Origin of the sequence: Stenotrophomonas rhizophila, assembly GCF_020857975.1 — a bacterium.
GTDB classification, from domain to species: domain Bacteria; phylum Pseudomonadota; class Gammaproteobacteria; order Xanthomonadales; family Xanthomonadaceae; genus Stenotrophomonas; species Stenotrophomonas rhizophila_C.
Window position 1 is genome coordinate 91,531 of record NZ_JACWUO010000010.1, and the last position, 11,966, is coordinate 103,496.

The window sequence follows — 11,966 nt, forward strand, 5'->3', positions numbered from 1 at the left end:
GCACGGCGCCGCTTCAAGGTGGGGCGGCAGGTAGCGGTCAGCGCGCGTCATCGATCACGTCCTCGCGCGGCAGCTCGCGCTGGTTGTAGGTGTTGGCCATGACATAGCCGTAGGCGCCGGCATCGGCGATCAGCATCACATCGTCCGGCGCGGTCGACACCGGCAGCTTGCGGCGCTTGCCGAACACATCGCTGGATTCGCAGATCGGGCCGACCACGTCGAACGCGGCCTCGGCATAACCGCCCAGCCGGCTGAGGTTCTCGATGTCGTGCCAGGCGTCGTACAGGGCCGGGCGCATCAAGGTGTTCATGCCCGCATCCAGGCCGACCCGGCGCACGCCATCCTTCTCCACCACCTGGGTGGCGCGGGCCAGCAGCACGCCCGATTCGGCCACCAGGTAGCGGCCCGGCTCGATCGCCAGGCGGAACGCGGGGTGCACTGCCTTCACCTCGGCCAGGCCGGCGGCCCAGGCATCCAGGTCGAACGGCTCGTCCTCGGCGCTGTACGGAATCGGCAGGCCACCGCCGATGTCGATCGTTTCGATGCTGCCGATGCGGCGGGCGAAGCCGGCCAGTTCATCGCACATCAGGCGCCAGTGCTGCGCCGTTTCCACGCCGCTGCCCAGGTGGGCATGCAGCCCGACCACGCGGGTGCCCAGCTCGCCGGCGATGCGCACGAACTCGTCCACGCGCGCGATCGGCAGGCCGAACTTGGAGTCCTTGCCGCCGGTGCGCACCTTGGCATGGTGGCCTTCGCCACGGCCCAGGTCCACGCGCAGCCACAGCTCGCGGTTGCGGAACAGGTCCGGCCAGCGCTGCAGGGCTTCGACGTTGTCCACGGTGACGGTCACCCCGAGTGCGAAGGCGGCATCGTACTCGGCATGCGGGGCGAAGCTGGGGGTGAACAGCACGCGCCTGGGCGACAGCGTCGGCAGCGTGTTGAACACGTGCTTGAGCTCGCCGTGGGAGACGCATTCCAGGCCGAAGCCTTCCTGCTCCAGCACCTCCAGGATGGCCGGGTGCGAGTTGGCCTTGATCGCGTAGTAGCGCTGGTCGATGGCCTTGATCGCACCCAGCGCGCGGGCGCGGGCGCGCACCGTCGGCAGGTTGTACACATAGCGCGGGGTGCCGGCCTGGGCCAGCGCCAGCAGGTGCTCGCGCTGGCCCCGCCACCAGGCGGTTTCGCGCGGGCGCACGGTGCCGGCGATCTCGCGCCAGCGCGGGCCGAACACCTCGCCCTCTTCCACCGGCATCGCGCCGCTGTCGATCAGCTCGGCGTGCAGGATCGGCAGCAGGCCATCGGCGTCGGCCTCGTCGATGACGAAGGTCAGGTTCAGATCGTTGGACGACTGCGAAATCATGTGCACGCGCTCGCGCCCGAACGTGGCCCACACGTCCGACAGCTTGTGCAGCAGCGAACGCATGCCGCGCCCGACCAGGGTGATCGCCGCGCACGGCACGATGATCTTGACCTTGCAGATCTGCGACAGATCGGCCGACAGCGCGGCCAGCACGTCGGTGTTGACCAGGTTTTCGGACGGGTCCAGCGACACGGTCACGTTGGTTTCAGCCGACCCGATCAGGTCCACCGACAGCCCATGCTTCTTGAACAGCCCGAACACATCGGCCAGGAAGCCGACCTGCTGCCACATGCCGATGCCTTCCATGGACACCAGTACGATGCCGTTGCGGCGACTGATCGCCTTCACCCCCGGCACCGGTGCGGCGTTGCCGTCGATGCTGGTGCCCGGCAGTTCGGGGCGCTCGGTGTCCAGGATCGCCATCGGCACGCCGGCATCGCGGCACGGCTTGATCGAGCGCGGGTGCAGCACCTTGGCGCCGGTGGTGGCGATTTCCTGCGCTTCGTAATAATCCAGGCGGGTCAGCAGGCGCGCATCGGGCACGTCGCGCGGATTGGCGCTGAACATGCCCGGCACGTCGGTCCAGATCTCCACCCGGCTGGCGCCGAGCAGCGCGCCGAAGTAGGCCGCCGAGGTGTCCGAGCCGCCGCGCCCGAGGATGGCGGTGCCGCCGTCGGCGTGGCGGGAAATGAAGCCCTGGGTGATCAGCATGCGCGTGGGCTGGGCGCGGAAGCGCGCGGCCCAGTCGGCATCGGCGCGCCACTGGCAGTTCACCGACAGCCGCTGCGACCAGTCGCTCTGGTTGGGCTGCGGCGGCAGCGCGTCCAGCCACTGGCGCGCGTCCATCCAGCCGAAGTCCAGGCCGCTGGCGCGCAGGTAGGCCGCGCCCACCGTCGAGGACAGCAGTTCGCCCTGGCCCAGTACATCGGCCTGCCAGTCCAGCGTGCGGGCGGCCGCGCGCGGGTCGTCGAGCAACCCGGCCAGCGCGGCCAGGCGCACGTCCAGCGCAGCGGCATCCAGTTCCAGTTCGACCAGGAACGCGCGGTGGCGCGCCACCAGGGCCTCCACGCGGGCGCGACTGTCGGCGGCGCCATCGGCGATCGCGGTCAGTTCATTGGTGACCCCCGACAGCGCCGACACCACCACCAGCACGCGCGCACCGGTTTCTTCGGCGCGTTTTTTCGCCAGCTTCCCGATCGTGTCCCAGCGGTGACGACGCGACACGGAGGTGCCGCCGAACTTCAGTACGATCCAGCGATCGACAGGGGAGGAAGCTGACATGGAGGTAGACAGGGTTGGGTAGTGAGGGGGCTCGCCCGGCACGCCGGGCCGAACTCCCGATTCTATGCCAAGCCCGGCCCCTACAGGGCCGCCGCGCCGCGGCCGGCAGCGCGATCGGTGCCGGCGGCCCTGCCGCGACGCCGGCGTCGGCGGCAAACCGCGCGGGAATGGCCGGCCGGTCTTGTTAAGCTGCCCGCCCGTTTGACCGGACCGCCCCGCCATGAGCCCTCGCCGTTTCCTGCAGTTGGATGTGTTCTCCCCCTACCCCGGTGCCGGCAACCCGCTGGCGGTGGTGCTCGATGCACAGGGCCTGGACGATGCGGCCATGCAGGCGATCGCACGCTGGACCCGGCTGCCGGAAACCACCTTCGTGTCGGCACCGCAGGTGCCCGGCGCCAGCTACCGCATCCGCATGTTCAGCCCGCAGAAGGAAGTGCCGTTCGCCGGCCATCCCAGCGTCGGCACCGCCCATGCGGTGCTGGAGGCCGGGCTGGCCGTGCCGGTGGACGGCGTGCTGGTGCAGGACGGCATCGCCGGCGCCCTGCCGCTGCGGGTGGACGGCGACGGTGCCGCGCGCACCATCGCCATCCGCACCCCGCGCGCGGCGGTGGCCGAGGTGACCACCGCCGATGACCCGCGCCTGCAGGCCGCGCTGGCCGGCTGGGCGCTGGGCGCGCTGCCGCCGGCGCGCATGGACGGCGGGCGCAGCTGGTGGGTGGTGGAACTGGCCGACGAGGCCAGCCTGCGCGGCCTGCAGCCGGACTGGGATGCCATTGCCGCGCTGGCCGAAAGCACCGGCAGCATGGGCGTGTTCGCCTATGCGCGCAGCAGTGGCCAGCCCTGGGACCTGGCGGTGCGCGCGTTCGTCGGCAACGGCCGGCGCTTCGAGGATGCCGCCTCCGGGGCGGCCAACGCGGTACTGGCCGCCTGGCTGGACAGCCGTGGCGCATTGCCCGGGGGCGCCCGCGACTACGTGGTCAGCCAGGGCCGCGAAGTCGGCCACGATGCCCGCCTGAGCCTGCATATCGATGCCGCTGGCGATGTCTGGTCCGGTGGCCAGGTGCAGAGCGTCATCCGCGGCACGCTGGACTGGTAAGCGCGCACCCAAGGCCGCGCGAGGCAGCGCGTCAGCGCGCTGCCTCATACACCGATCGGCCATCCACCCAGGTAGAGCGCACCTGCAGGCTGGCCAACTGCTCCGGCGGCACGCGCAGCGGGTCGCGGTCGAACACCACGAAATCCGCGCGCAGCCCCGGCTGCAGGCGGCCTACCCGGCCTTGGCCATGCCCGGCCCAGGCCGCGTCGGCGGTGAACCCGCGCAGCGCCTCGGCCGCCGTCAACCGTTGCTCCGGTTGCCAGCCGCGCGGCGGTTGGCCGGCGCGGTCCTGTCGCGTCACCGCCGCGTACAGGCCCAGCCGTGGGTCCACCTGCTCCACCGGGAAATCCGAGCCCAGCGCGATATGCGCACCGGCGGCGAGCATGCGCCGCCACGCATACGCGCCGAGGATGCGTTCGGACCCCAACCGGTCCTGCGCCCAGCCCATGTCCGAGGTGGCATGGGTGGGTTGCATCGAGGCGACCACGCCGAGCTGGGCGAATCGCGGAATGTCTTCCAGCGCCACCACCTGGGCGTGTTCGATCCGCCAGCGGTGGTCGCCGCCGGCGCGCGCGCCCAGCACCCGCGCATAGGTATCCAGCGCGATGCGGTTGCCGCGGTCGCCGATGGCATGGGTGGCCACCTGCAGCCCGCAGCCATCGGCCTTGCGTACGGCGGTCTCAAAGGCTTCCGGCGAGGTCACCAGCAGCCCGCGGTTGTGCGGGTCATCGCTGTAGTCGGCCAGCAGCGCCGCGCCACGGCTGCCCAGCGCGCCGTCCATGAACAGCTTCACGCCGCGCATCTGCAGGCGCCCGCCGGGATGCTGGTAGGCACCGTGCGTGCACAGATCGGCCAGCGCCTGGCCATTGCCATCGGCGTAGGCATCGATGCGCAGCGGCAGTCGGCCGGCATCGGCAAAGCGGCGCATCAAGGCCAGGTCCTGCCGCGATACGCCCATGTCATGCACGCCGGTGAGGCCCTGGCTGACCGCCTTGTCCAGCGCGCGGGCCAGCTGCTGTTCGCGCGCGGCGTCGCCGGGCGCGGGGATCGCGCGGCGCACCAGGCCCATGGCCGCGTCGATGAACACGCCGCTGGGCTGGCCGCGCGCATCGCGCACGATGCGCCCGCCGTCGGGCTGCCAGCGACCGGCCAGCGCGCGCTGCCCCGGCGTTCGCGCCAGCGCGCGCAAGGCAGCGGTGTTGCCCCAGCCGGCATGGCCATCGACGCGGCCCAGCCATACCGGGCGATCCGGGAACGCGGCGTCCAGGTCGGCGGCGGTCGGGAAGGTGGTCTCGGGCCAGTGGTTCTGGTCCCAGCCATTGCCCAGCAGCCAGCCCTGCGGGTTGTCGGCGGCGAACCGCTGCAGCCGCGCGACGATCTCGGCCTTGCTGGCCGCACCGGTCAGGTCGGCCTGCATCAGGGTTTCGCCCAGGAACATCAGATGCGCGTGCGCGTCGATCAGCCCGGGCACCACCGTGGCATCGCCCAGGTCGGTCAGCGCCGCCGCCGGGTACCGCGCCAGCAGCGCCGCGCGCGCCCCCACGGCCAGCACCTGCCCGCTGTCGCCGTCCCAGGCCAGGGCAGTCGCCGTGGGGGCTTCGGGGGTGCCGGTGTGGATGGTGGCTGCGGTCAGCAGGCGTACATCGGCCTGAGCCTGGTGGGCGCAGCACATGGAAAACAGGACAGCCAGAAGGCGATGGCGCACGCATTACTCCCCGCAAACGGAACAGGGGCGACTATGCCGCCCCTGCGGGGATGACTCAATGTGCACCGCAACCGCGCCGGGCACGGTGCCGCCGGGCATCAGCCGCCGGCCAGCTCGGCTTCCATGCTGATCGGCACCGCGCTCAACGCCTTGGACACCGGGCAGTTCTGCTTGGCGTCCTCGGCAATCGCACGGAACTGCGCCGCCTCGATGTTCGGCACCACCGCCTTCACCTTCAGGGTGATCTGGGAGAGCTGCGGGCCGCCTTCCATCGACAGGTCCACCTTGGCCTCGGTATCCAGCGAGGTCGGCACGAAACCGGCCTCGGTGAGCTTGGCAGACAGCGCCATGGTGAAGCAGCCGGCATGCGCGGCGGCGATCAGTTCCTCCGGGTTGGTGCCCTTTTCGTCACCGAAGCGGCTGCTGAAGGCATAGCGGGTCTTGTCCAGCAGGCCGCTCTGCGGCGTGCTCAGTTGTCCCTTGCCTGTCTTGAGGTCACCTTCCCAGTGCGCGGTGGCATGACGCGAAATGCCCATCGATTGATCTCCTGTGGATGAATGGCAGGACCAGACTAGACGCTGGGGCGTTAGCACCGCGTCGGGTAACGCGGCCGGCCCGGCCCGGCGCGCGCAGAAAGCCGTCACGCTGCGCGGAAACTGCTGTTTTCAAGGAATTTTCTCCCGGATGGGAACCATCCGGCGGCGCCGGCATATGGACCCTGCGGTCGTCGCCAGCCCTGTTTTCCGGGCATGTACTGATGCACTGCGGTAACCGGGAAGCGGGAAATCGCCAATATTTATGCGATTGCCTATTGGCGGCGCCGCATAGTTGCCCTACATTTCGCTTGCCGACGGGGTTCGGCGCGACCAAACCACCAACCGATCACGGAACAGGAAACCATGGCAAAGACCGCTAAGAAGGCTGCCCCGAAGAAGGCAGTAAAGAAAGTCGCTACCAAGGCAGCCGCCAAGCCGGCCGCTCCCAAGCCGATCAAGGACGTGCTGAGCAAGTCTGGTCTGGTTGCACACATCGTTGAAGCGTCCGGCGTTGTCGCCAAGGACGTGCGCGCCGTGCTCGCCTCGCTGGAAGGCGCCGTCGCCGCTTCGGTGCACAAGAAGGGCGCGGGCAGCTTCACCCTGCCGGGCCTGCTGAAGATCACCACCGTCAGCGTGCCGGCCAAGCCGAAGCGCAAGGGCATCAACCCGTTCACCAAGGAAGAGCAGTGGTTCGCCGCCAAGCCGGCCTCCACCAAGCTGAAGGTGCGTCCGCTCAAGAAGCTCAAGGACGCTGCGCTGTAACCGGCGCGCTTCCTGCAGCACCCGGACGGGACGGCCATGGCCGTCCCGTTCTTTTTTCTGGGGCGCGGCAACGAAACACAGCGTTGCCCAGGCATCGCCGCATCCGCGCTCGCCACGTAAACCACGCTGCGCCAGCGCTGCACGCCGCGCACGGCGCAGGTGGAACGCACAAGGTGGAACACTGCGTGCGACCGCACCCGTCGTCGCCGCCGCCGCGCCGGCCTATGGTGGCCTTGTCCCCCATCGTGCAGACCGCCATGACCCGCGCATCGCAGCCCAGCGCCTCCCCGCCCGGCGCATCCCAGCGTTACCGCATTACCGTCACCCCGATCGAGAAGGACGGGTTGCCGTGCAGCCGGCGCTGCACGATAGAACTGGAGCACCGTGCGCAGCAGGACTGGATGCGGCTGCTGGAAGCGGCCCGGCGCCAGACCGGCCTGAGCGGCGACGAGCGCGCCGCGGCGATCGTGGCCACCCAGTTGCTGCACGACCTGGCCCGCCGCCACGCGCAGGATCCCACCCATCCGCTGAGCAGCCTGCAGCCGCAACTGGATGAGGTGCTCGGCGCGCTCGACCGGATCCAGCACACGCCCTGACCCGGCGCCGCCCGCCGGCTACACTGCGCGCATCGCCGGGGAGAGTCCGCCATGCGTTGCGCCGTGTTCGTGTTGCCACTGCTGTTGCTGGGCGGGTGTTCGTGCCAGCGCCATTCCAACGACGACGGCGCCGCTGCCGACGACCAGGCTGCGGCCGCGGCCGTCGCTGCGGCGCCGGCCGGGTCGGTCGCGCAGGGCCTGGCTGGCAGCAGCGCGCCGCCATCCAGTGCGGTGGCCAGCGGCGCAGCCGACGAACCGACCGTCGTGCGCCAGTACTTCAATACCCTGATGACCGGCGACCGCGCCGCCGCCGATGCGTTCTGGAGCGGCAGCCGCACCTCGGCGCGCCCGGACGACATCGCCCTGCGCGAACTGCCCGGCCTGCTGGGCCTGCGCATGGAGACCGACCCGCCGATCGCCCGCGACGATGCCCAGCCCTCGCGGCTGCGTGAAGTGCCGGTGCGGATCCGCGCCCGCACCGCCGAGGGCACCCTGCGCTACCACGGCTGGTACCGCCTGCAGCCGCGCGCCGACGGCAGCGGCTGGGAGATCCATGGCGCCTCCCTGCAGCCCACGCTGGACTGAGGCAGCCACGCGTCAAAGCTGGATTCAGCCGAAGGCGCTATCGTTGCAGTCTCTTTCCCCACGGCCTGCTGCCATGAATGCACGTCCGCCGCTATCCCGCCTTGCCGCCGCCGCCCTGCTGATCGCCGCTGCGGTGGGCGCGCAGGCCGCCCCCAGCGTTTCCGGCCGCCAGCTGTCGGTGGGCGCCGGCGACGTCCAGCAGTACCTGGACGGCAGCTTCCCGCGCACCCAGGACGCGCTCGGCGGGTTGATCGAGATGACCATGAGCCATCCGCAGCTGACGCTTCCGCAGGGCAACCGCCTGGACCTGGGCTTCGACATCGCCATGGCCACCGCCGGCAGCAGCGCGGCGCCGCTGGGCAAGGTCAAGCTCAGCAGCGGCCTGCGTTACGACGCGCAGACCCAGGGCTTCCACCTGGACCAGCCCACCGTGGACGACTTCACCCCGGCCAACAACGGCGGCCGGCTGGATTCGCGTACGCGCAGCCTGCTCAACGCCTGGCTGACCGACTACGCGCGGCGCGAACCGATCTACAAGATCGACCCGGCCGTGGCCAGCGTGCTCGGCGCCCTGCAGGTGCAGTCGGCGCAGGTGGAGAACGGCAAGCTGGTGGTCACCTTCAACCAGGACCTGGGCCAGCTGATCCCGGCCGGCGTACTGGGCCGGTAGTCACCCACCGTTGGTAGGGAGCCTGCGCTGGGGCGGTAGGTACCCCATCGTTGGCGGGGAGCCTGCGCCGGGGCGGTAGGTACCCACCGTTGGTGGGTACCTGTGCGATCACCCCGCCAGCGCCTTGCCCACCGCATCGGCGAAGGCGGGAATATCGCCCGGCTTGCGGCTGGTGATCAGCCCGCCATCGACCACCACCTCGGCATCGGTCCACTCGGCACCGGCATTGCCCAGGTCGGTTTTCAGCGACGGCCACGAAGTGACCCGGCGGCCCTTGGCCAGGCCCGACTCGACCAGCAGCCACGGGCCGTGGCAAATCGCCGCCACCGGCTTGCCGGCCGCGCCGAAGGCCTTGATGAAATCAACCGCCTGCGCATCGGTGCGCAGCGTGTCCGGATTGATCACCCCGCCGGGCAGCACCAGCGCATCGTAGTCATCGGCGCTGGAACGTTTCAGCGGCTGGTCGATGGCCACCTCGTCGCCCCAGTCCTTGTCCTTCCAGCCGCGGATGCGGCTGCCGTCGCCGGGCGCCACCACCGAGACCGTGGCGCCCCAGGATTCCAGCAGGCGCTTGGGCTCGAGCAGTTCGGACTGCTCGAAACCGTCGGTGGCCAGGATCGCGATTTGCTTGCCGTTGAGTGCGTGCGTCATGGGAGGCTCCGTCGGAAAGGAGCCTTTACTGTGCTTGCCCGCGCATTGGGCAGCGGTGACCGCAGCGTGCACGGGGCGTCGGCACAGGGGGCGGCAACGCGTGGTGGCGCAGCGTTACCGCTTGGGCTGCAGCATCGTCCCGGTGCACTTTTTGGAACCGCAACGGCATTCCCACACCTTCTTCAGGCGCGCGGTGTGGCGCTCGGCCAGCACGATGCCGTAGTTGTAGGTCAGTTCCTCACCGGGCTGGATATCGCGGATCGCCTCGATGAACACCTTGTCCCCGCGCCGGTTGTCGCCCTCGGCTTCCTCGATCACCGCCTCGCAGTTGGGATCGCAGCTATGGTTCAACCAGCGCGCATCGTTGCCCTTGTAGTTGGCATCGATCACGTAATCATCGTTGAGCGTGAACAGGAACGTATGCCCGCTCTCCACGTCGCCGGTGTCGTCGGCGTCCACGTCGGCGTGGCTGCGCAGCAGGCCTTTGTACTGGATCACCCGTTCGCCCTTCTTGAGCGGCGCCAGCGCGAACACGCCGTTGCCGTGGATGGCGGACTTGCGGGCTTGGATCTTCTTGGGCATCTGGCTGGCCGTTGCGATGGGAAGGTCCGATTCTCGCCTAATCCGGGTGATTGCCAAAGCCATGCCGCCACGCCGTCCATCACCACCAGCTTTCGGGCCGCTGAACGGGGTGGGTTGGATGCCCGGGCATAAAAGCGTACAATTTCAGTCCGCTTTATGGTCGCACCCTCCCCATGCTCCGCGTCACCAAGCTTACCGACTACGCCACCGTCGTACTGACCGTGCTCGCCGCCCGGCCGGGCGAGGTGCTCAGTGCGACCGAACTGGCCGAATTCGCCCGCCTGGAGCCGCCCACGGTCAGCAAGCTGCTCAAGCCGCTGGCCCAGGCCGGCCTGGTTGAAGGCCTGCGCGGCGTGCGCGGCGGCTACCGGCTGACCCGTTCGGCCGGGCAGATCAGCCTGTTCGAGATCGTCGAAGCCATGGAAGGGCCGCTGGGCCTGACCGAATGCAGCCACGACCACAGCCAGTGCGGCCGCGAGCTGCAATGCGGTGCGCGCAGCAGCTGGCGGATGATCAACGACGTGGTGGCCGAGGCCCTGCGCGCGGTCAGCCTGGCGCAGATCCTGCCCCCCCTCCCCCTTGTCGACGCCCCCCGCCGCAGCATCGCGGCGGATGTCGTTTCCTGATCCACAGGCAGCCCCCATGGCCACCGATATCCTTGACACCGTCGCCACCGGCGATACCCCCAATCGTGAGATCCATGAGCAGCTGGGCCGCAAGTACGCGGCCGGCTTCATCACCGAGATCGAATCGGACTCGTTGCCGCCCGGCCTGGACGAGGACACCATCCGTGCCCTGTCGGCCAAGAAGGAAGAGCCCGAGTGGATGACGCAATGGCGCCTGGACGCCTACCGTCATTTCCTGACCATGCCGATGCCGAACTGGGCCAAGCTGCAGATCGCCGCGATCGACCTGCAGGCGCTGAGTTACTACTCCGCGCCCAAGGGGCCCAAGTACGCTTCGCTGGACGACGTGCCCAAGGAGCTGCTGGATACCTACGACAAGCTCGGCGTGCCGCTGCACGAACGTGCCCGGCTGGCCGGCGTGGCGGTCGATGCGGTATTCGATTCGGTCTCGGTCGGCACCACCTTCCGCAAGGAACTGGCCGAAAAGGGCGTGATCTTCTGCTCGATGTCCGAGGCCATCAAGGAACACCCCGAACTGGTCAAGCAGTACCTGGGCAGCGTGGTGCCGGTGGGCGACAACTACTTCGCCGCGCTGAACTCGGCGGTGTTCTCCGACGGCAGCTTCGTGTTCATCCCCAGCGGCGTGCGCTGCCCGATGGAACTGAGCACCTACTTCCGCATCAACGCCGGCCATACCGGCCAGTTCGAGCGCACCCTGATCATCTGCGAGGACAAGGCCTACGTGTCCTACCTGGAAGGCTGCACCGCGCCGATGCGCGATGAGAACCAGCTGCACGCCGCGGTGGTCGAGCTGGTCGCGCTGGACGATGCCGAGATCAAGTACTCCACGGTGCAGAACTGGTACCCGGGCGACGAGAACGGCGTCGGCGGCATCTACAACTTCGTCACCAAGCGTGCCGAATGCCGTGGCGCGCGCAGCAAGGTCACCTGGACCCAGGTCGAGACTGGCTCGGCGATCACCTGGAAGTATCCGTCCTGCGTGCTGCTCGGCGACGACTCGGTGGGCGAGTTCCACTCGGTGGCGCTGACCCATCACCGCCAGCAGGCCGATACCGGCACCAAGATGATCCACATCGGCAAGCGCACCAAGAGCAAGATCGTCAGCAAGGGCATCAGCGCCGGCCGCGGCCAGAACACCTACCGCGGCCTGGTCAGGATCGACCGCAACGCCGATGGCGCGCGCAACTACACCCAGTGCGATTCGCTGCTGATCGGCAAGACCTCCGGCGCGCACACCTTCCCGTACATCGAGGTCAAGAACCCGAGCGCGACGGTGGAACACGAAGCCACCACCTCCAAGATCTCCGACGATCAGATGTTCTATTGCCGCGCCCGCGGCATCGACCAGGAAAACGCGGTGTCGATGATAGTCGACGGCTTCTGCAAGCAGGTATTCCGCGAACTGCCGATGGAGTTCGCGGTGGAAGCCAAGAAGCTGCTGGACGTGTCGCTGGAAGGCTCGGTCGGGTAACGCGCCGGGCGCGTTGCGCCTCAT

Annotated in this window: 12 protein-coding genes; 7 read left to right on the forward strand and 5 right to left on the reverse strand. The window is 69.2% G+C overall.

What is annotated here, in order from left to right; translation table 11 throughout:
• Window positions 1-37 precede the first annotated feature (37 nt).
• Window positions 38-2,641 carry a bifunctional aspartate kinase/diaminopimelate decarboxylase gene (locus IC535_RS11495; RefSeq protein WP_228886229.1) on the reverse strand — a complete coding sequence of 868 codons (2,604 nt, stop codon included), beginning with the start codon at window positions 2,639-2,641 and terminating at the stop codon, window positions 38-40.
• A gap of 220 nt (window positions 2,642-2,861) precedes the next feature.
• Between IC535_RS11495 and IC535_RS11500 the strand changes: the two genes are divergently transcribed.
• Window positions 2,862-3,737 carry a PhzF family phenazine biosynthesis protein gene (locus tag IC535_RS11500; RefSeq protein ID WP_228886228.1) on the forward strand — a complete coding sequence of 292 codons (876 nt, stop codon included), beginning with the start codon at window positions 2,862-2,864 and terminating at the stop codon, window positions 3,735-3,737.
• Window positions 3,738-3,768: 31 nt separating this feature from the next.
• Here IC535_RS11500 and IC535_RS11505 read toward each other — a convergent pair whose 3' ends face one another.
• Both IC535_RS11505 and IC535_RS11510 read right to left on the reverse strand, forming a co-directional pair.
• A complete protein-coding gene (locus IC535_RS11505) occupies window positions 3,769-5,442 on the reverse strand; it encodes an amidohydrolase (RefSeq protein ID WP_228886227.1) in 1,674 nt (557 codons plus the stop codon).
• 98 nt (window positions 5,443-5,540) lie between these two features.
• A complete protein-coding gene (locus IC535_RS11510; RefSeq protein WP_228886226.1) occupies window positions 5,541-5,978 on the reverse strand; it encodes an OsmC family protein in 438 nt (145 codons plus the stop codon).
• 363 nt (window positions 5,979-6,341) lie between these two features.
• Here IC535_RS11510 and IC535_RS11515 point away from each other — a divergent pair, with 363 nt between their 5' ends.
• The 4 genes from IC535_RS11515 to IC535_RS11530 all read left to right on the forward strand — a co-directional run bounded on the left by IC535_RS11515 (window position 6,342) and on the right by IC535_RS11530 (window position 8,591).
• Window positions 6,342-6,740, forward strand: a complete 399-nt coding sequence (locus IC535_RS11515; protein WP_228886225.1) for an HU family DNA-binding protein — start codon at window positions 6,342-6,344, stop codon at window positions 6,738-6,740.
• 257 nt (window positions 6,741-6,997) lie between these two features.
• Window positions 6,998-7,336: a DUF3861 family protein gene (locus tag IC535_RS11520; RefSeq protein ID WP_228886224.1), complete on the forward strand. Its 339-nt coding sequence runs from the start codon at window positions 6,998-7,000 to the stop codon at window positions 7,334-7,336.
• Between the two features lie 51 nt (window positions 7,337-7,387).
• Window positions 7,388-7,921, forward strand: a complete 534-nt coding sequence (locus IC535_RS11525) for a hypothetical protein (RefSeq protein WP_228886223.1) — start codon at window positions 7,388-7,390, stop codon at window positions 7,919-7,921.
• 73 nt (window positions 7,922-7,994) lie between these two features.
• Window positions 7,995-8,591: a DUF1439 domain-containing protein gene (locus IC535_RS11530; protein ID WP_228886222.1), complete on the forward strand. Its 597-nt coding sequence runs from the start codon at window positions 7,995-7,997 to the stop codon at window positions 8,589-8,591.
• Window positions 8,592-8,699: 108 nt separating this feature from the next.
• Here IC535_RS11530 and IC535_RS11535 read toward each other — a convergent pair whose 3' ends face one another.
• Window positions 8,700-9,242 carry a type 1 glutamine amidotransferase domain-containing protein gene (locus IC535_RS11535; protein ID WP_228886221.1) on the reverse strand — a complete coding sequence of 181 codons (543 nt, stop codon included), beginning with the start codon at window positions 9,240-9,242 and terminating at the stop codon, window positions 8,700-8,702.
• A 114-nt stretch (window positions 9,243-9,356) separates the two neighbouring features.
• Entirely contained in the window at window positions 9,357-9,824 is a 468-nt protein-coding gene (locus tag IC535_RS11540; RefSeq protein WP_228886220.1) for an SET domain-containing protein, read from the reverse strand.
• A gap of 173 nt (window positions 9,825-9,997) precedes the next feature.
• Between IC535_RS11540 and IC535_RS11545 the strand changes: the two genes are divergently transcribed.
• A complete protein-coding gene (locus tag IC535_RS11545; RefSeq protein ID WP_228886219.1) occupies window positions 9,998-10,450 on the forward strand; it encodes an SUF system Fe-S cluster assembly regulator in 453 nt (150 codons plus the stop codon).
• A 16-nt stretch (window positions 10,451-10,466) separates the two neighbouring features.
• Complete coding sequence (sufB, locus tag IC535_RS11550) at window positions 10,467-11,942, forward strand: Fe-S cluster assembly protein SufB (RefSeq protein ID WP_228886218.1); 1,476 nt, start codon at window positions 10,467-10,469, stop codon at window positions 11,940-11,942.
• Window positions 11,943-11,966 lie beyond the last annotated feature (24 nt).